The organism is Kitasatospora sp. NPDC051853, assembly GCF_044452665.1.
Lineage (GTDB): Bacteria > Actinomycetota > Actinomycetes > Streptomycetales > Streptomycetaceae > Kitasatospora.
On record NZ_JBITBY010000001.1, the window covers coordinates 553,554 to 573,723 of the forward strand.

General features: G+C 74.0%; 12 protein-coding genes. 7 read left to right on the forward strand and 5 right to left on the reverse strand.

All coding sequences use genetic code 11. The features are described 5' to 3' along the window. Positions 1–103 precede the first annotated feature (103 nt). A complete protein-coding gene (locus ACIA8O_RS02400) occupies positions 104–949 on the forward strand; it encodes a GntR family transcriptional regulator (RefSeq protein WP_396291625.1) in 846 nt (281 codons plus the stop codon). A 7-nt stretch (positions 950–956) separates the two neighbouring features. Here ACIA8O_RS02400 and ACIA8O_RS02405 read toward each other — a convergent pair whose 3' ends face one another. Both ACIA8O_RS02405 and ACIA8O_RS02410 read right to left on the reverse strand, forming a co-directional pair. Further along, a complete protein-coding gene (locus ACIA8O_RS02405) occupies positions 957–1,739 on the reverse strand; it encodes a class I SAM-dependent methyltransferase (protein ID WP_396291626.1) in 783 nt (260 codons plus the stop codon). Between the two features lie 72 nt (positions 1,740–1,811). Next, entirely contained in the window at positions 1,812–2,855 is a 1,044-nt protein-coding gene (locus ACIA8O_RS02410) for a S66 peptidase family protein (protein WP_396291627.1), read from the reverse strand. A 200-nt stretch (positions 2,856–3,055) separates the two neighbouring features. Between ACIA8O_RS02410 and ACIA8O_RS02415 the strand changes: the two genes are divergently transcribed. Continuing rightward, a complete protein-coding gene (locus ACIA8O_RS02415; protein ID WP_396291628.1) occupies positions 3,056–4,957 on the forward strand; it encodes a discoidin domain-containing protein in 1,902 nt (633 codons plus the stop codon). Between the two features lie 51 nt (positions 4,958–5,008). Here ACIA8O_RS02415 and ACIA8O_RS02420 read toward each other — a convergent pair whose 3' ends face one another. Next, positions 5,009–7,459 carry a M60 family metallopeptidase gene (locus ACIA8O_RS02420; RefSeq protein ID WP_396291629.1) on the reverse strand — a complete coding sequence of 817 codons (2,451 nt, stop codon included), beginning with the start codon at positions 7,457–7,459 and terminating at the stop codon, positions 5,009–5,011. Between the two features lie 140 nt (positions 7,460–7,599). Between ACIA8O_RS02420 and ACIA8O_RS02425 the strand changes: the two genes are divergently transcribed. Further along, entirely contained in the window at positions 7,600–7,932 is a 333-nt protein-coding gene (locus tag ACIA8O_RS02425; protein WP_396291630.1) for a hypothetical protein, read from the forward strand. 71 nt (positions 7,933–8,003) lie between these two features. On the opposite strand, the gene ACIA8O_RS02430 is transcribed toward ACIA8O_RS02425, so the two are convergent. Continuing rightward, entirely contained in the window at positions 8,004–11,558 is a 3,555-nt protein-coding gene (locus ACIA8O_RS02430) for a S8 family serine peptidase (protein WP_396291631.1), read from the reverse strand. Positions 11,559–11,800: 242 nt separating this feature from the next. Here ACIA8O_RS02430 and ACIA8O_RS02435 point away from each other — a divergent pair, with 242 nt between their 5' ends. The 3 genes from ACIA8O_RS02435 to ACIA8O_RS02445 all read left to right on the forward strand — a co-directional run bounded on the left by ACIA8O_RS02435 (position 11,801) and on the right by ACIA8O_RS02445 (position 13,187). Continuing rightward, on the forward strand, positions 11,801–12,124 hold the full coding sequence (locus tag ACIA8O_RS02435; RefSeq protein WP_396291632.1) for a hypothetical protein: 324 nt from the start codon (positions 11,801–11,803) through the stop codon (positions 12,122–12,124). Positions 12,125–12,222: 98 nt separating this feature from the next. Beyond that, positions 12,223–12,609 (forward strand): VOC family protein, encoded by a 387-nt coding sequence (locus ACIA8O_RS02440; protein ID WP_396291633.1) that lies wholly within the window; start codon positions 12,223–12,225, stop codon positions 12,607–12,609. Positions 12,610–12,674: 65 nt separating this feature from the next. Next, entirely contained in the window at positions 12,675–13,187 is a 513-nt protein-coding gene (locus ACIA8O_RS02445; RefSeq protein WP_396291634.1) for a DinB family protein, read from the forward strand. Here ACIA8O_RS02445 and ACIA8O_RS02450 read toward each other — a convergent pair whose 3' ends face one another. Then, positions 13,188–13,736 carry a GNAT family N-acetyltransferase gene (locus ACIA8O_RS02450; RefSeq protein WP_396291635.1) on the reverse strand — a complete coding sequence of 183 codons (549 nt, stop codon included), beginning with the start codon at positions 13,734–13,736 and terminating at the stop codon, positions 13,188–13,190. Between the two features lie 179 nt (positions 13,737–13,915). On the opposite strand from ACIA8O_RS02450, the gene ACIA8O_RS02455 reads away from it, so the two are divergent. Next, positions 13,916–20,140, forward strand: coding sequence for a DNRLRE domain-containing protein (locus tag ACIA8O_RS02455; protein WP_396291636.1), 6,225 nt, complete (start codon positions 13,916–13,918; stop codon positions 20,138–20,140). The last annotated feature ends 30 nt before the right edge of the window (positions 20,141–20,170 follow it).

Below are 20,170 nucleotides of genomic sequence, written 5' to 3' on the forward strand. Positions count from 1 at the left end.
CGATGCGGACGACGGGATTTCGTTCCCGAACGGCTGTGCCCGGACCCGCCGAACTGGTAAGTTCCGTGCAGGTCGGCGGCGAGGCGGCGGGGAGAGGAGGGGCGTGATGGCGGAGGCGGTGGGCTCGGCGTACAAGCGCACCCGGGTCCGGGACTACCTGCGGGATCTGGTGGAGGCCGGTGCGCCGGGCGATCCGATCCCCTCCGAACGGGTGCTCTGCGAGCGGCTCGGCGTCTCCCGGCCGACCCTGCGGGCGGCGGTGGACGGGCTGGTGAGCACCGGGCTGATCGTCCGCGAGCACGGCCGGGGCATGTTCGTGGCCCGGGCGAAGATCACCCAGGAGCTGGCGGCTCCGGCCGAGCACGGCTTCACCCTGCCCCGGGCGTCGGGCAGTTGGGCCGGGCGGGTGCTGGAGTTCTCGCAGGTCCAGGCGGGTGCCCGGGTCGGGCGCAAGCTCCAGCTGCCGCCGATGGCCGGGATCGTCTACATCGCCCGGCTCCGGCTGGTGGACGGCGAGCCGATGGCCATCGAGCAGCTGCACGTCCCGGCCGCGCTGGTGCCGGGCCTGGCCCCGGCCGACATGGAGAGCGGCGACTTCTACGAACTGCTGCGCGGGCGGCACGGGGTGAGGGTGCACCAGGCGGTGCAGTCGATCGAGCCGACCGTGGTGAACGAGAAGGAGGCGGGCCTGCTCGGCGTGCCGCTCTTCTCCCCGGCCCTCCAGTTCGAGCGCCTCACCACGGACCGGGACGGCCGCCCGGTCGAGTACGTCCACTCGCTCTACCGGGGGGACCGCTACCGGATCCTCTCCCACATCGCGCTGGCCGAGGAGGACGCCGCCGCGGCCGTGGCCGGCGCCGGGCACCACCCGGGCATCCCGCCGGGCGACCTGGCCACCGCCCCCGTGGGCCAGACGCTCACCACGGGGGACGTGCAGCCGCTGATGTGAGGTGTGGTCAGGAGGGCTTGGAGGCGCGGACGGTGTAGATCAGCGGGACGCCCCGCCGCGGCGGCAGCCGGAAGTGGCCGTCGTCGTGCTCGTGCAGGAACTCCACCCGCAGGCCCGCCGCCACCAGGGCACTGACCACCTGGCCGACGCCGTGCGTCCACTGGTACCGCAGGGTCGCGGCGCTGCTGCTCTCCGGGTCGGCGTAGCCGCCGGGCTCGTCCACCACCGTCGGGCCGTGGAGGAAGTAGTCGCCCTCGACCGTGCGGCCGTCCTCGCCGAGCAGGTCGGCGAAGGGGTGGAACTCGGCCAGGTAGACGAAGCCGCCGGGGCGGACCAGGGCGGCCGCCGTCCGTGCCCAGCGGTCGAGGTCGGGCAGCCAGCAGAGCGCTCCGTAGCCGGTGTAGACGGTGTCGAAGGTCCGTCCGCCGAGCGCCTCGACGGCCTCGTAGACGTCGGCCGTCACGAACTCCGCGTCCCCGGCGCCGATTTCGGCGGCGAGCCCGCGCGCCACCTCCACCGCCGGGGCGGAGAAGTCCAGGCCCGTCACGGTGGCGCCGCGCCGGGCCCAGGAGAGGGTGTCCAGGCCGATGTGGCACTGGAGGTGGAGCAGGGTGCGGCCCTGCACGTCGCCGACCTCGGCCGGTTCGAAGGCGTGCAGGGTGTCCCGGCCGGCGACGAAGCCGGGGACGTCGTAGAAGGGGCCGGCGAGGTGCACGGGGACGCGCTCGTCCCAGTTGGCGCGGTTGGCCTCGCGCCAGCCGGTCGGCTCGGTGGGTGAAGTGGTGGTCATGGGGCGGAAGTTAGCCGGGTGGCCGGACGCGGAGCAATCGCATTGCGGCCACCCGGCGCACCGGCCCCGGGGTCAGTAGGTGACGGTGATCCGGCGGGCCGGGCCGTCCACCCGGACCAGGCCGCCGACCGGGACGACCAGTTGCGGGTCGGTGTGCCCGAGGTCCACGTCGAGGACCACCAGGGTGTCGGGTGCGTACTGCGCCATCGCCCGCAGCACGGCCTCGCGCTGCTCCTGCCGGTAGGCGGCCTTGGCGGCGGTGTCCAGCGGCTGCTCGAAGGACCAGGCGCGGGCCCGGGCCCAGAGCAGGGCGGGGAAGCGGTGCAGCAGTCCGCGCTCGCCCATGTTCCGCAGGATCCGGTAGACCTCCTCGGCGCGCGGCATCTCCTCCGAGGTCTCCAGGAAGAGCACCTCGCCCTCGTGCTCCTCGGCCGGGCCGATCTCCCGGTCGGCCATCAGCAGCCAGGAGAGGATCTCCACGTTGCCGCCCCAGGCCCGGCCCTCGACCACCCGGTCGGCGTTGTGCCACGACCAGGCGTCGGCGGGCTCCATCAGCGGCTCGCCGTCGAAGGTGGCCGGCTCGTCCCAGCGGCCGACCACGTCGCCGTACTCGGTGGCGGGGGTGAGCTCGTACGGGCCGGAGCCGAACAGGGCGGCGCGCACCGATGCGGCGGTGTGCGGGTGCAGGGCGCCGGGGCGGCCGAGCTCGACCATCACGCAGGCGCCGTGGTAGGCCACCACGCCCGCGTTGCGCAGGAAGAGCAGCAGGTTGGTGTTGTCGCTGTAGCCGAAGAAGGGCTTGGGGTTGGCGCGCAGCAGCTCGCGGTCGAGGTGGCGCAGCACGGTCAGCTGGTCGTCGCCGCCGATGGTGGAGATCACGGCCTTGATCGAGGGGTCGGCGAAGGCGGCGTGGAGGTCGGCCGCGCGTGCCTCGGGGGTGGCGCCCATGGTGCGGGTGGTCGGGTACTCGACCGGCTCCAGGCCGAACTCCTCGCGCAGGCGGCGCAGTCCGAGTTCGTGCGGGAGCGGGAGGAGTCCGGGCAGTCCGGCGCCGGGCGAGACGATGGCGACCCGGTCTCCGGGGCGCGGCTTGGCGGGATAGATCGTGTCCGTCATCCGGTGATCCTAGGGAAGGGGGTGGTGGAGGCCGCAAGCGCATTAAGGGCGGGCCCGAACGAACGTGTGCCGCAGACGAGTTGAGGGTGCCTCAGGAGCACCGAGCTGACGCGGGGCCTTGACGGCCACTTTTCTCAAGCGTTAAATCTCGTCGCGAAGTAAGTGGCCGCACCTCCCACCCCCCACCCTTGGGAGCCCCCATGCCCGAGCCGCTCACCCGGCGCTCCGTCCTGCTCGCCGCCACCACCGGGGCCGCCGCGCTGGCCCTGCCCGCCCTCACGCCCACCTCCGCCGGCGCCGCCGAGCCCGGCGCCGAACCCGCAGCCGAACCCGGCTGGGACACCGACCGGGCGGCCGCCGCCCAGGCGGCCCGCCCCTCCGCCGCGACCAGCTCCGGCAGCGAGGCCCCGCACCTCGGTGCCGCCCAGGCCTTCGACGCCAACCCCACCACCCGCTTCTCCAGCGAGTTCGCCGACGGCGCCTGGCTGGCCGTCGACCTCGGCACCACCATCCGGATCACCCGGGTGGTGCTGGTCTGGGAGGCGGCCTTCGGCCTGGAGTACGCCGTGGAGGTCTCCCGGGACGGTGCGTCCTGGCAGTCGGTGTACACCGAGAACGCGGGCACCGGCGGCACCGTGACGGTCCACACCCACCCGCACCCCGCCCTCGGCCGCTACGTCCGGATGCGCGGCATCCGGCGGGCCACCCCGTACGGCTACTCGCTCTTCGCCTTCCAGGTCTTCGGCGGCCCGCCCGCCCCGGCCGCCACCGCCACCGCCAACCTGGCGCTGCGTCACCCCGCCTACGGCGACCGCTACCAGGACGCCGGGCACAGCCCGCTGCACGCCTTCGACGGCGGGGTGCCGGACGGCCTGACCGGTGACACCACCCGCTGGTCCAGCGACTGGAGCGACAGCCGCTGGGTGGGCGTGGACCTCGGCGCCACCGCCCGGCTGACCGGCTTCGACCTGTACTGGGAGGCGGCCTACGCGGTGGACTACCGGATCCAGGTCTCCGACGACAACCGCACCTGGCGCACCGTGCACCAGCCCACCGCGGCCGAAGTCGCCGCCCGGGACGCGGACATCGGCACCCCCGGCAGCTCGGCCGGCATCCACGACCGGATCACCCTGCCCGCCGCCGTCACCGGCCGGTACGTGCGGATGCTCGGGGTGCGGCGCCGCCGGTTCTACAGCCCGGCCCCGTACACCGCCCAATTCGGCTACTCGCTCTACGAGTTCCAGGTCTGGGGCACCGGCGGCTCGGCCGCGGCCGAGTACCCGGCCCAGCCCGCCGAGCGGACCGGCACCTACCGCACCGTGCTCTTCGACGACTTCGAGGGCACCGCGCTGGACCGCGGCCGCTGGCGGGTGGTGGTCACCGGCTCGACCATGGGCCCGGTCAACGGGGAGTCCCAGGCCTACGTGGACGACCCGGGCGTGCTGCGGGTGAGCGGCGGTCAGCTCCTCATCACGCCCCGGTACGTGCCGAACGGCCACACCGCCCCCGGCGGCGGCACCTACCGCTTCACCTCGGGCCGGATCGACACCAGCAGCTCGTTCAACTTCACCTACGGTCGGGTCAGCGCCCGGATGAGGCTCCCGGTCGGGGACGGCCTCTGGCCGGCCTTCTGGCTGCTGGGCAGCGACGTGGAGGACCCGGCGGTCTCCTGGCCCGGCTGCGGGGAGACCGACGTGATGGAGAACATCGGCTACCCGTCCTGGACCAGCGGGGCCCTGCACGGCCCCGGCTACTCGGCCGACGGCAACATCGGCGCCCTGTACCGCTTCCCGGCCGGGCAGGACGTCACCGGCTGGCACGTCTACGCGGTGGAGTGGACTCCGGCCGCCATGCGCTTCTCGGTGGACGGCACCCGCTACCTGGAGGTCACCCGGCAGAAGACCCAGGCCACCCGGGGCGCCTGGGTCTTCGACCACGACCAGTACGTGATCCTCAACTTCGCGCTGGGCGGCGCCTATCCGGCGGGGTGGAACAAGGTGACCACCCCGTTCTGGGGCCTGCCGCAGTCCAGCGTGGACCAGGTCGCGGCGGGCGGCGCGGTGCTCGCGGTGGACTGGGTGCGGGTGGAGCAGCTGGTCTGACGGTGCGGTGGTGCCCCGCTCCGCAGGAAGCGGCGGGGCACCACCGACCGGTCAGGGCTCCCGTCGACCGGTCAGGCCGGCCGGGGCGGCCGGGAGTCCGAGCGCCGCCAGGTCCTGCCGGGCGGCGGCCGTCAGCGGCACGCCCCAGGCCAGGTAGAAGGCGGTCAGGTCCTGCTGGGCCACCCGGCTGGTGGTCAGTGCCAGGTCGGCCCAGCGGTCGGTGCCCTGCGGCGGGTCGACCCGCACCAGGTGGTGGACGGCGGGCCAGAAGCCCTCACCGTACTGGAGCGTCAACTGCTGGAGCATGACCAGCTGCTCGAAGGCGTCGAAGTCGGACCCGTAGGAGACGCCCGCCCGGCCGACCTTCGGCAGGGCGGTGTCGTAGGCCTTCTCGGCGACCAGCCGGGAGGCGCGGCCGAGTGCCTTGCCCACCGCGAGCGAGTGCAGGTTGACCGAGACCTCCGTCAACTCGCCCGGTTTGACCGCCCGTTGCTGACGGTGGTGGCCCTGCTCGTGCCAGACGCCCCAGCCCGCCGAGGCGCCGTCGGCGATCCAGGAGACGGACTCGTCCTGGAAGCCCATGTAGTCGTTGGTCGCGAAGGCGGCCCCGGCCCGGCGCTCCACCTCCACGTAGTGGAAGGGGAAGACCCCCGGGGAGTCCGGCCCCGGGGCGGTGGCCGTGTCGGCGGCGGTCGGCGGGGCGAACCCGGCGGAGGCGTCCTCGATCGCCCGGGCGCACTCCAGGTGGCGCAGCACCGGCTCCGGCGAGGCGGCCGCGTACCGGGCCGCGCCCTCCCGGGTGAGCGTCACGACGGTCCGCCCCGCGACCAACTCGGCGTAGCGGGTGGGCCGTTCGGCCAGCTGGGTGCGCCACTCGGCGGCCGTGGTGCGGCCGAGCACGAAGACCGGGGCGGCCTGGCCGCCGTCGAGCCAGACGGTCACCCGGTCGGTGGGCAGGCCGTCGAAGGCCAGGTAGACCATGCCGCCCCGGTGGTCGCGCACGGAGGTGGAGCCGCTGGTGGCCACCGGGTAGCGGCGGGCGGACACCAGCCGGGAGCCCACCGGCGGGCCGACCAGTACCCGCAGGCTGCCGCTGCCCGAGGCCCCGGTGGCCGAGACGGTGAGGGTGGCGCCGGGCGGCAGGTGGAGGCCGGTCGGCCGGATGTCGGAGGGCAGTTGGTCCAGCCCCTGGCGCTGCCGCTCCTGCTCCGCCGAGGGCAGGCCGGTGAGCGTGACGGCGTAGGGCTTGCCCGGCACCGGCGGGACGAACGGCGCCAGGCCGTCCGGCCCGGTCGGGCTCGGGCAGGCCGGGGCGGTGAGCACCGCCTCCGGGCTCGGCGCGGACTCGGTGCCGTCGGCGGCGATCGCGGTCACCGTGTAGCGGTGCAGGCCGCCGGGCCCGAGGCCGTCGTCCCGGAAGCCGCGCCCGGTGGTGACGCCGATCCGGCCGCCGTCGCGGCGGACGGCGTAGCCGGCGGGCGCGGGGCCGCTCGGGGCGGGCCAGTCGAGGGTGGCCGAGGTCGGTGAGGAGGCCTGGGCGGTGGGGGCGCCCGGGGCGGCCTGGACACGGGCCTGGCCGGGCCGGTCCGTGGCGGGGAACCGCGTCCAGGACTGGTTGGCGCCGCCGCTCGCCCGGTAGAGGCCGGCGGTGCCGGAGGAGCGGTAGTGGTCGAGCGCCTGGGCCGGGTCGGCGGCCCAGCGCAGCACGCCGGTGGCCGGGTCGTACTGCCAGCGGGTCCGGTCGGAGCCGTTGCTGACGGGCCGTCCGACCACCACCTTGCCGGGGATGACGTCCAGCACGGGGTACGGGGCCGAGCCGCTCTGCACCTGGCCGTCGGCGGTGACGGCCCAGCGCTGGTTCGGCGGGGTGGGTGCCCCGTTGAGGGAGGCGCAGGGCTCGACGGTCAGTGCGCGGGCGGGCGTCGGCACCGGATCGAGGGTCAGGCAGCGTCCCTCGGTGCGCAGTTCGGTGAGGCCGGTGGGGTCGGTCGGCGGGGTGGTGGCGGTGTGGGCGGGGGAGAAGGCCCACTGCTGGTTCTCACCGCCGTGCGGGGCGTAGAGCGAGGCCCGGTCCGAGCCGGTGTTGAAGTCCAGCACGTACCGCGAGCCGTCCTGCCAGCCGAGCCGGCCGGTGGCGGCGTCGTACGTCCACGGTCCGGTGGAGGCGCCGCCGGCCGGGACGGCCGCCGTCAGCGCGCCGGAGGCGGGGGCGCTCCCGGCGGGCAGGCCGAGTGCGAGACCGCCGGGCAGGGCGCTGAGCAGCAGGCCCCGGGAGTCCAGCCGCCACTGCTGCCCGGCCGGGGTGGGCTCCCCGTACTGCGAGGCGCAGGAGCGCAGCCGCACCTCCCGGGAGTCCTCGGCGGTCAGGCACTGGCCGTAGGCGCGCAGTTCGGACCAGGTGTCAGCAGCCCGCCCGGCCCCGGCCGGGGGAGCGGCGGCCAGCAGCGGCAGCAGGGCGAGGCAGCAGGCGACGGGACGTCTGAGACGGCGGGGGAGGTGCACGGCACCACCTTCGAGGAGGGGGACGGGACGCGACCAGGATCGCCGCGCACCCGGCTGAGCCGTCGTCACCACAGCCCGGTGACCTGCGGAATCACCCCATCGGCGCCGCTCGTCAGAGGGCGGTCGTCTACTGTGTGCGCATGATGGCTGAGCGGGGCATGGCGGGGGAGCGCGTGACGGCGGTGGGGAGCACGGTCTGCGGGAAGTGCGAGGAGGCGGACGGGCTGACCGTCTTCGCCGAGCACCGCAGGGCGGTGGTCGGGTCCAGGGGAGTGCTGCGCTTCCTGGCCGCGGTGGTGCTCACCGTGATCGGCATCGAGGTGCTGTTCCTCGGCAGCGGCACGTCGGCGCTCGTGCTGTTCGCACTGGTCCTCCCGGCCGCGGTCGGTTGCGCGGTGGCGGTGCGCCGGGCCCGGACGGAGGAGGCGACGGTCCTGCTCTGCCCGCACTGCCTGACCCGCACCGAGGTCTGAGGGTCCCTCCGGGAACGGCGGCGCGGGCCGCCCCTCCCGGAGAGGGGGACGGCCCGCGCGTGGTGCGGGGGTCAGCCCGCGAGGTCCGGGCGCTGGGTGACCCGGATCGCGTTCAGCAGGGTCTTGCCGTTGGCGGCGACGAAGCGCACGTCCAGTCGGCCGTCGGTGACGGTGGTGGTGAAGGACTGCGTGAGGGCGGTCCGGCTACCGGACTTGAGGGCGATGTCCAGGTTGGGGATGACCTCCTTGTCCTCGATCAGCACGTCGAAGACCCGGCTGTTGGGGGACTTGCGCTCCAGCTCGGCGAAGTCCAGCTCGACGGTGTAGACGCCGTTCGGCACCTGGTCGAAGGCGTAGCCGTACATGCCCTCGCGGGCGGTCTGGAAGCGCTTCGGGTCGGTGGTGCCGGCGATGGCCTCCCGGGTGTCCCGAGTGGAGGAGCGGCCCTGGTAGCCGTAGGAGCCGGCGGCGTACTCGCGGTCCCTGGTCCAGGTGTCGCCGAGCGAGTCGGTGAGGGTGCCCGAGGCCCCGGTGTCCAGGGCCACCTGGTAGGCCGGGACGACCAGGGTGACCGGCAGCGTCAGCTGCGGGGCCCGGCCGCTGGCGGAGCGGACCAGCAGCTGCGCGGTGAGCACGGTGCCGGGCGTGACGCCCGCCGCGTCCAGTGCCAGGGTGACGGTCTGCTGCCCTCCGGTGGGCAGCTGGCCGGCGGCCGGGGTGACCTTGAGCCAGGCCGCGTCCACCGCCTCGGTGACGGTGAAAGCCGTCGCCGCACCGGAGTTGGCGAGCTGGAGGGTCCGGTTGCGGTTCTGCCCGGCCGGGACGACGGCGGTCAGGCCCGGTGCGGACGCGGTGACCCGGCCGGTGGCCAGCGCGGTGGCGGGCCGCTGCACGGTGCCCGCGGTGACGGTGAACGGCGTACCGGAGGTCACGTAGTCGGGCGCCGCCACCTCCAGGGAGTAGTCCCCGGCGGCCGGCTGGACCAGGTAGCCGCCGTCGGCGCCGCTGGTGGCGGTGCCGGCCGTGGCCCCGGCGGCGGTGAGCAGCTTGACGGTGGCACCGGCCAGCGGCTTGCCGTCGTTGGCGTCGGTCACCGTGCCGCGCAGCAGTCCGGTCCGGACCGGACGGAAGGTGAGCGCCAGACCGTCCGTCACCGCGGCGGTGTTGAAGGAGTACTGGAAGCCGTCGGTGCCGGTGGCGTTCTCCAGGCCGACGGTGGCGCCGTTGCCGTTGGTGGGCGCGCCGGTGACGTCCTTGTAGCGGTAGGTGAAGCTGCCGTCCTCCCCGATCGTCACCGAGAAGGAGAGCCGGGTGGTCTTGGCCGCGTAGAAGGCCGCGTTGCGCCACTCCACCACGAAGGCGCGGTTCGGAGCGGTGCCGGTGGTCGCGGTGTACACCCCCGACTGGGCGTCCAGCCAGAGGTCGTCCCAGAACGGGTAGAGCGCCGCGTTGGGCAGCGAGGCCGAGGGCAGCGCGGTGTTGGCGTACACGGTGGAGGAGGCCGGGAAGGAGACGTGGCCGTCCGTGGAGAGGTACGCCGAGGTGTGCACCGAGCCGTACAGCGCGACGGGGAACGGCAGTTGGACCTGCTCGGCGGCGGTGTCGCCGGTGAGCGCGAGCTTGGTGGTGCCGGGCGTCCAGCCACCGGTGGCGGCCGCGCAGGTGTAGCCGAACGTGTCGCTGCGCAGCGGCAGTTCGAGGTTCAGCGTGGTGTCGGCGGCCAGCGCCACGTGCTGCCGGGCCTGGTCGGCGCAGCGGTACGGGGAGCTCGCGGCGAGGTCGTACTCGCCGAGCGGGAGCGCGAGTCGGTAGCGGCCCTCGGCGTCCGTGGTGGCGCTGACCGGGGTGCCGCCGGCCGCCACCACCGAGCCGGCCACCGGGGCGCCGCCGCTGCGGACGGTGCCGGAGACGGTGGCGGTCGGGGCCTGCTGGACGGTGAAGTCCCGGCTGGCGGTCTGGTCGGCGACCACCGTCACCTCGGCGGTGGCGGTCAGGTAGCCGTACTTGGAGACGGTCAGGGTGTAGCCGCCCTCGGCGAGGTTGGAGAGCGCGTACGCGCCGTCGGCGCCGGTGGTGACGGTGCGGTCCCCGCCCGCGCCGTGCGCCAGCACGGTGGCCCCGGCCAGCGGCGAACCACCCGAGGTGACGGAGCCGTTGACCGCACCGACCGGACCGTGCGGGGCGGCCGAGACGGCGGCGAAGGCGTCCAGCTTCCCCTCGCCGAAGACGTTGTTGCGGGCCGCGGTGCCACCGCAGGCGGTGGCGTCGGTGTCGACGGCGGTGCGGTTGAGCAGGGCCGCGGTCTCGGCCACGTTGCCGCGCAGCGCGGGGGAGCGGGACCAGATCAGGGCCACCGTGGCGGCGGTGTGCGGCGAGGCCATCGAGGTGCCGCTGAAGGTGGCGTAGCCGCCGCCGGGCACGCTGGAGCGGACGTTCTCACCGGGGGCCGCCAGGTCCGGCTTCAGCTGACCGCTCTCGCCCGGGCCGCGCGAGGAGAAGCTGGAGATCGCACCGGCGCTGTTGAAGGAGCCGGAGGAGTAGGCGTTGGCGTAACCGCCCGGGTAGCCGTTGGAGTTGCAGCCCGGGCCGCTGTTGCCGTTGGAGAAGGCGGGGAAGATGCCGGCGTCGATCCAGGCCTGCACGGTCTGCCGGTACCAGGTGTCGAACAGTGTGCCGCCCCAGGAGTTGTTCACCACGTCGGGCGCCAGGTCCGGGCGGGGGTTCTGCCCGTTGAGGTCGGTCGGCGCGATCACCCACTGGCCGGCCGCCAGCAGCGAGGCGTCCGAGCAGGAGTTGGTCTCGCAGCCCTTGGCCGCGATCCACCTGGCGCCGGGGGCGACGCCGATCCGGTCCGCGCCGTTGGAGCCGACCATGGTGCCCATGGTGTGGGTGCCGTGGTTGTTGTTGTCGCAGGGCGCGGCGGTGGAGCAGATGCCCGCCGGGTCGAACCAGTTGTAGGCGTGGTCGTAGCCGCCGCTCGCGGTGCGGCCCCGGTAGGCGCCGTTGACCGCCGGGTGGGTGTGGTCCACCCCGGAGTCGATGTTGGCCACCACGACGCCCTCGCCCCGGTCGCCCAGTTCGTCCCAGACCCGGGGCGCCCCGATCCGGTCCACGTTCCACTCCACCGCGTCGGCGGCCTTGGGCTCCGCGGAGCCGGGCAGTGCCTCGTCCAGCTGCACGGTCACGGCGGCCCGGACCTTGGCCACCTCCGGCTGACCGGCGATCAGCTCCAGCAGCTTGCGGTCGCCGGTGACCCGGATGGTGTTGACAATCCAGTAGGAGCGGTACTCGGCCTGGGCGGAGTCCAGCAGGCCGCGCAGGTGCTTCTGGGTGGCGTCGGCGTGCTCGGTCTTGGAGCGGTAGAGCGCCTGGGTCTTGGCGGCCTTGTCGGTGGCGCGCTGCGCCTCGACGGTGCTGGCCTGGGAGTTGAGCTCGACCCAGTACACCGCCTTGTCCTCGTCGGCGAGTTGCTCCAGCACCTTCGGCTCCACCTTGGCCGCCACGGCGTCGGGGGCGCTGCCGTGCGGGGCTGCTTGGGCGGGTGCGGCCAGGGCTGCGGCCGGGAGGGCGACGGCGGCGATCAGCGCGGTCAGCGCTGACCTCCACCGGCCGGTCGGGTGTGCCACGGATTCTCCTTCACGCGGTGGCGGCGTACGGGGACGCCGCGCGGTCGGACGAGATCGGTGGTGCGGTCGGCATCCCTGCCCGGGCGGTGGTGGCGGGGAAACGGATTCAACATGGCTGTGACATGACATGGCAGACAAGTGACGCGCCGTGTCCTGAATCTGACGTTCGGTCAGCGGTCCCCGGCCACACGGGTGGACGATCCGGAGTTGCAGGGCCCGGACGGCGTGCACAGAGTCGGATCATGACCGCCCCCGTGCACCGCCCGGCCGAGCGCCCGTCACCCGAGTACCGCGGCCCCGCCGTGGTGCTGGCCGACGACGGCCGGGAGATCCCGGTCCGGGCCGAACTCACCGGCAACGTCCCGCGGCTCGGCCTGCCCAGCTGGACCGGCGAACTGCGGATGGCCGGGGCGGAGGGGGTCGGCGAGGCGGTGCGCACCGGCCGGCTGCGGCTCCCCGGCGGCTGGGAGGGCGGCTTCGCGGTGATCCGGCGGATCTTCGGCGTCTCCGCCGTCTGGGTGCGCGGCAACGACCCCGAGGTCTCCCCGGCGGACTGGCCCACCTGACGGCGGCCGACGCGGCGGCGCGTCGGTGCTTGCCGCCGCGCGGTGACCGGGGTCGGATGGTTCCGACCAGCACACCGGCACCCGGCGGGAGAGCGACCATGAGGATCCACCTGACCAGCGTCTTCGTGGACGACCAGGCCACGGCCCAGGCCTTCTACACCGAGGTGCTCGGCTTCCGCACCAAGGCCGACGTCCCTCTCGGCGAGGACCGCTGGCTCACCGTCGTCTCCCCGGAGGACCCCGACGGCACCGAGCTGCTCCTCGAACCGTCCGGCCACCGCGCCGTCAAGCCCTACCGGCAGGCCCTGGTCGAGGACGGCATCCCCGCCGCCTCCTTCCTGGTCGCCGACCTGGAGGCCGAACACCGGCGCCTGCTCGGCCTCGGCGTCCGCTTCACCCAGCCCCCGACCCCGATGGGCCCGGTCTCCACCGCCGTCCTCGACGACACCTGCGGCAACCTGATCCAGCTCATCCAGCACCACTGACCCGACGGACGGGCGGTAGGTTGGCCCGTGGTGATCGTCCGTCAGGGCGGAAAGGTGCGTGTGTGATGGGTGCTGCCGACGAGCGGGTCGGGCCGCCGCTGCTGGGGGACGAACGGGAGACGCTGCGGGGCTTCCTGGAGTACCAGCGGGCGACCCTGGCGATGAAGTGCGAGGGGCTCACGGACGAGGAGCTGCGCCGGAAGTCCTCGCCGCCCTCGGAGCTGTCGCTGCTCGCCCTGGTGCGGCACCTGGCGGAGGTCGAACGGGCCTGGTTCCGGCGGGTGTTCGAGGACAACGGGGCACCGATGGTCTGGTCGGAGGAGATCGACTTCCAGGCGGCCTACGACGCGAGCCGCTCCACCCGCGCGGAGGCCTTCGCCGCCTGGGAGGCCGAGGTGGAGGTCTCCCGCCGGATCGAGCGCGAGGCCGCGTCGCTCGACCTGTCGGGGCGTCAGCCCCGGTGGGAGACGGACGTGTCGCTGCGGATGGTGATGGTCCACGTCCTGGTGGAGTACGGACGCCACAACGGCCACGCCGACTTCCTCCGCGAGTCGATCGACGGCACCGTCGGCGCGTGATCAGGCGCGCGGCTTCCACTCCTCGCGCAGCATGCCGAACAGCACCTCGTCGTGGCGCACGCCGCCGACCATCACCGCGGACCGGCGGCGGCCCTCCTCGCGGAAGCCCAGCCGGGTGAAGGCCCGCACCGCCCGCTCGTTCCCGCTCCAGGTGTCCAACTGGAGCCGGACCAGCGGGTAGGCGCCGAACAGGTGGTCCACCAGCAGGCCCATCGCCTCGGAGCCGTGGCCCGTCCCCCAGAAGTCCCGCTCGCCGATGGTGATGCCCAGGGTCGCGCAGCCGGCCCAGGGGTCGAGGTCGCGGTAGTCGACCATGCCGATCACCCGGCGGTCCGTCAGCGTCTCCACGGTGAGCACCGCCGACTCGTTCGGGATCAGCCGCAGCATCCGCTCGAAGCCGAGCGCGACCGCCTCCCGGGTGGCCGGCCCGAAGGTCGGGTCACCGGCGCAGGCCCAGTGCACCACCTCGGGGTCGTTGCGCCAGCGCAGGTGGTGCTCCGCGTCCTCCCCGCGCAGCGCGCGCAGGGCGACGAGACGGCCTTCGATCATGCGGGAATCCCCTCGAATGGTGACGTTCGACCGCACACCGTACCGCCGCACCGATCAAGCGGGCCAAGGGTTTTCCCCGCACCGGCGCCGGGGGGAAATGGTCACCCTCCCGTCACGTGATCTTCGCCCTGGGCCCGTACCGTCCCCGCCGGGCGGAGCGAACAGGGGAGGCACTTCACGTGAACGAGCACCCAACAGGGTCGCACCGCGCCACCAACAGGTGGCTGACCAGCAGATTCCTGCGGACGGCCGCGCTCGCGACCGCCGCACTGCTGGCCGTCGAGACCGCCGCGGTCTCGACCTCCGTACCCCGGGCCGCGGCCGAGCCGGGTACGACGGACCGGGCCGGATCGCCGGGCGAGGCGGCTGACCTCCCGTCAGCCGTGCTGGCCGCCAGGCTCTCCGGCCGACGGGTCGAGGCGCTGTCGGAGCGGACCGAGTCGACCACCACCTGGGCGAACCCGGACGGCTCGCTGACCACCGACGCGGCCGCCGGCCCGGTGCGCTTCCGGGACCGGGCGACCGGCGCCTGGCGGAGCATCGACGTCGGCCTGGCCAAGGCGGCCGACGGCTCGGTGGCCGCCAGGAGCCACCCGCTCGGCCTGAAGCTGGGCGGCCGGACCCAGCCGGCCGCCGCGGCACGGGCGCAGGCCCAGGGCCGGGCCGGCGAGGCCGGCCCGGCGCCGGTCCCGCTGGTCTCCCTGGAGACCGGGGACGGCCGTTCGCTCGGCCTGTCCTGGCGCGGCGCGCTGCCCGAGCCCTCGCTCGCGGGGACGACGGCGCGCTACGCCGACGTGCTGACGGCGACCGACCTGGTCATCGAGTCGACCCGCACCGGCTTCGAGCAGTTCCTGGAGCTGAAGGACCGCAGCGCGGTCGGCGCGAACGGCTCGGTCACCCTGACGCTGAACGCCAAGGGCGTCGAGGCCCGGCAGAACCCGGACCGCTCGGTCACCTTCCTGGACGGCGCGACCGGCACGCAGGTCGGCGTGCTGCCCGCCCCGGAGATGTGGGACGCCACCGTCGACCCGAACTCCGGCGAGCACTCCCACCGCGCCGAGGTCGGCCTGACCGTGGTGCGCAACGGCGACACCCTCGACCTGACCCTGACGCCGGACGCCGCCTTCCTGGCCGACCCGCGGACCAGGTACCCGGTGACGGTGGACCCGTCGGTCAACCTCGGCACCAGCTTCGACACCTTCGTCCAGCAGGGCTACACCGCGGACATGTCGGCCTCGACCGAGCTGAAGCTCGGCAACAACGGGGCCGGCCAGGTCGCACGCTCCTTCCTGCACTTCCCGATGGGCCAGATCACCGGCAAGCAGGTGCTCGGCGCCAAGCTGAACCTGTGGAACCAGCACTCCTGGTCGTGCACCCCCAGCAGCTGGGAGGTGTGGGACACCTCCTACGCCTCGACCGCCAACCGGTGGACCGCGCAGCCGAACTGGAACGGCAAGTGGGCCACCTCGACCGCGACCAAGGGCTTCTCGTCCTCCTGCGCGGACGGCTGGGTCTCCCAGGACGTCAAGAACCTGGCCGTGGCCTGGGCCGCCAACGGCAACGCCACCAACGCGCTGGGCATCCGGGCGACCGACGAGTCGGACCCGTACTCCTGGAAGCGGTTCAACTCGGGCAACGCGGCCTCCAACACCCCGTACGTCTCGGTGACCTACAACACCAAGCCGAACCTGGTGGTCCCGGTCTCCCCGCTGTCGGGCACGGCGACCAACGACACCACCCCGACCATCACCGGCAAGTCCACCGACCCGGACGGGAACACCGTCCAGATCACCTACGAGATCTGGACCCCGAACGGCACCGCCACGCTCCAGTCGGGCACGCCGCAGTGGTGGGCCGCCTCCGGGGCGAACGCGCCCTGGACGCCCACCACCGCGCTGGCGCCCGGCAGTTACAAGTGGCGGGCGAAGGTCTACGACGGCATGGCGTGGAACGGCGCCTGGTCGCCCTGGCAGACCTTCACCGTCGACACCACCGCCCCGGCGAAGAGCACGGTGGCCTCCACCGACTTCCCCGCCAACACCTGGTCGGGGACGGCCGATCCGAGCGGAAACTTCTCCGGCTCGTTCACCTTCACCCCGCCGGCCACCGACGTGACCGGCGTCGAGTACCGGCTCGACGCGGGCACCTGGAGCACGGCGGCCACCACCGGCGCGGCCGTGTCGAAGACGCTGACCTTCCCGGCCGGCCCGCACACCCTGGCGGTCCGGACCAAGGACGCGGCGGGCAACCGCTCGGCCGAGGCCTCCTACGGCTTCTACGCCGGCACCGGGGCGGCGCTGCTGACGCCGGGTCAGGGCGAGCGCCCGGCCCGCCGGGTGGCGCTCACGGCCGAGGGGAAGCCCAGCTACACCGGCGTCACCTACCAGTACCGGCGCGGCGAGACGGACGCCTGGAAGAACGTGCCGCTCGCCGACGTCCGCAAGGGCACCGGGACGGTCGCCGCCTGGCCCGTCCCGCTGACCGACGGCAAGCCCGCCGGGCTGACCTGGAACATCACCGACAGCCTGGCCGAGGACGGGCCGATCGAGGTCCGGGCGGCCTTCCAGGACGCCACCACCACCGCCTACTCCCCGGCCAACGACGTCACCGTCGACCGCAACGCCGGCACCGCCCCCTCCGAGGGGGCCGGCCCGGGGTCGGTGAACCTGCTGACGGGTGACTACACCCTCTCCGCCACCGACGCCTCGCTGTTCGGGCTCACGGTGTCGCGGACGGCCTCCTCCCGGCGGCCCGACGCGGGCGCGAAGCAGGAGGGCCAGGCGGCGATCTTCGGACCGCAGTGGACCTCCGGCACCGTGGCCGAACTCACCGACTCGGACTGGGCGTTCCTGCGCAGCACCTCGGCCACCTCGGTGGCGCTGGTCTCCGTGGACGGCGAGGAGCTCGGCTTCACCGCCACCGCGGGCGGCGGCTGGAAGGCCGAGCCGGGTGCCGAGGACCTCACCCTGACCGGCTCCACGGCCGGTTCCTTCACCCTCAAGGACACCGAGGGCACGCTCACCGTCCTCACCAAGCCGGACCCGGCGGCCACCACCTGGCAGGTGGCCACCAGCAGCGTGGACGGCCTGGCGCAGACCACCACCACGGTGATCTCCGAGACCGTGACCGGGGCGGGCGGCAAGAAGCTCGCCCGGCCCAGGCTGGTGGTCTCGCCGACCTCGGCGGCCCCGGTCACCACCTGCACGGCCGCCCCGGCCACCAAGGGCTGCCGGGTGCTGGAGTTCGTCTACGCCGGCACCACCACCGCGACCGCCACCGCACTCGGCGACGTCGCCGGACAGGTCAAGGAGATCCGCGGCTGGTCCACCGAGCCCGGCGCCGCCACGGCGACGGCGAAGACGGTGCAGACCTACGCGTACGACAGCGCCGGACGGCTGCGGGAGACCTTCGACCCGCTGATCACGCCCGCGCTGAAGACCCGGTACGCCTACGACGCGGCCGGCCGGGTCACCGGTCTGACCCCGCCCGGCGAGCTGCCCTGGTCCTTCGAGTACGGCCGGGCGGGCAACGCCGCCACGGCGGGCGACGGCATGCTGCTCACGGCCTCGCGCTCCGGGCTGCAGCAGGGCACCAAGGCGGTGGAGTCCGGCACGGCGTCGACCAGTGTGGTCTACGACGTCCCGCTCACCGGCGCAGGCGCCCCCTACCCGATGGGCGCCTCGGACGTGCAGGCGTGGGGCCAGAGCGACGCCCCCACCGACGCCTCGGCGGTCTTCCCGGCCGACGCCGTCCCGTCCTCGCACTCGGGCGGCGCGCTCACCGCCGCCGACTACCGCCGGGCCTCGCTGACGTACACCAACGCCTCGGGCCGTCAGGTGAACACGGTGACCCCGGGCGGGCACACCAGCACCACCGGCTACGACCGCTTCGGCAACACGGTCCGTGAACTCAGCGCCGGGAACCGCGCGTTGGCCCTCGGCGGGACGGCGGCCGACCAGGCCGTCCTCACCGACCTGGGCATCCTGGAGCTGTCCGGCCAGGACCGCGCCGACCTGCTGAGCACCGTCTCGGTCCACGACGGCGAGGGCCGGCGGGAGCTGGAGGAGCTCGGGCCGCTGCGCCGGATCTCGCTCAACGGCCAGTCCACGGTGGCCCGTTCCTGGACCGTCAACGAGTACGACGCGGGCCGCCCGACCGACGGCACCGCCAAGGTCGAGGACCAGGTCACCAAGGTCACCAGCGGGGCCCAACCGCTCGGCAGCACCACGATGGCCGACCCCCGGGTCACCCAGACCGGGTACGACTGGGCCAAGGGCCTGCCGGTCCGCACGGTCAAGGACCCGGCCGGTCTGGCGATCACCGGGACCACCGAGTACGACGCCCAGGGCCGGGTGGTCAAGCAGCTGCCGCCGGGTGCCACCGGCACCGACGCCGCCACCCGCGTGACCACCTACTGGAGCGCGACCGGCACCGGCAGCTGCGCCGGCCGGCCCGAGTGGGCCGACCAGCCCTGCACCACCGGCCCGGCCGGAGCGGTCACCGGCGGCGGCGCCAACCCGGCCCAACTCCCGGTCACCACCACCGAGTACGACTGGTGGGGCAACCCGACCACGGTCACCGAGACCGCGAACGGCGTCACCCGCACCACCACGACCAGCCGTGACCAGGCCGGCCGGGTGACCGGGACCGCCCTCACCGGCGGCCTCGGCCAGCCGGTCCCGAGCACGGCCGTCGAGTACGACCCGGCGACCGGACGGGCCGTCAGGACGAGCTCCCCGACCGGCGGGGCGATCGTCAAGGAGTACGACCGGCTGGGCCGCCAGGTCTCCTACACGGACGCCGACGGCGGGCTCACCACCACCGAGTACGACCTGCTCGACCGCCCGGTGCGGACCGCCGACTCGGCCCCGTCCGTGGTCACCCACGCCTACGACACCGCCGTCGAGCCGCGCGGCCTGGCCACCAGGACCACCGACTCGGTCGCCGGTGCCTTCGAGGCCCGCTACGACGCGGACGGCTCGGTGGTCTCGGAGAAGCTGCCCGGCGGCTACACCGTGACGGTGCAGGAGGACACCACCGGCGCCACCCTGTCCAGGGTCTACACCCGGGACGCCGACGGCCGGACGGTCTACTCCGACACCACCGAGGAGTCCGTTCACGGCCAGGTCACCCGGCACAACGGCTGGTCCGGCCAGGACTACGCCTACGACGCCACCGGCCGGCTGACCCGGGTGGAGGACACCGTCGGCGACACCTGCACCAGCCGTACCTACACCTTCGACCAGCGCACCAACCGCACCGGCCGCACCACGGCCGAGGGCACGGCCTGCCCCACCGGCGGAGGGACCACCACCACCCACACCTACGACAGCGCCGACCGGCTGACCGACCCGGGCCACGTCTACGACGCGTTCGGCCGCACCACCACCCTGCCCGGCTCCCAACTCGGCTACTACGCCAACGACCTGGCGTACCAGCAGACCGCCAACGGCCAGCGTCAGACCTGGCAGCTGGACGCGGGCCTGCGCTTCCGCTCCTGGACGGTGGAGGAGAACGCCGACGGCACCTGGACCCAGACCGCGGCCAAGACCAACCACTACGACGGGGACGGCGACAACCCCCGCTGGATCACCGAGAACGCCGCCGACGGCAGCATCACCCGCAACGTCGAGTCGGCCTCCGGCGACCTCGGCGCGACCACCGGCAACACCGGCGGCACCGTCCTCCAACTGACCAACATCCACGGCGACGTCGCCCTCCAGCTCCCGCTGGACCAGACCGAGGCCCCGCTGGTGCTGGACAGCGACGAGTACGGCAACCCCCGCACCGGCCAGCCCGCCGTCCGCTACAGCTGGCTCGGCGGCAAGCAGCGCTCCGGCGAGACCCTCACCGGCGCCGTCCTGATGGGCGCCCGGGTCTACAACGCCGCCACCGGCCGCTTCCTCTCCGTCGACCCGGTGTACGGCGGCGGGGACAACCGCTACGGCTACCCGGGCGACCCGGTGAACCAGTACGACCTCGACGGCCAGCGGTGGGGCTGGTTCAAGCGGGCCTACCGCAAGGTCAACCACTGGTCCGCGCAGGGCATCGGGTGGGGCACCTCCCGCTTGGGCAGCCGCTTCCTCGGCTACAAGTGCTCCAAGCGGTACGGGATGCGGACCTGCGTCGGCGGCCGCGGCCTCCACCTGCGCGGCGGCACCACGCTCGGCAACACGTACTTCACCGACAACAACCCGGAGTTCCTGACCAGGGGCCGGATCACCCACGAGAGCGCCCACCGGAAGCAGTGGCGCCGCTACGGGCTGAGCTTCCCGTTCCGGTACTTCGGCTTCGGCGGCAGCGGGGTGAACCCGTGCCGCAACAGGTACGAGTACGGCGCCGGCTGGAGCGCGGGCGGATACCAGCACTGCTGGGGCAAGATGCGGTTCCGGCGACGACGCTGAGCCCACCGATCGGCAGCGCCGGGGCGTCGC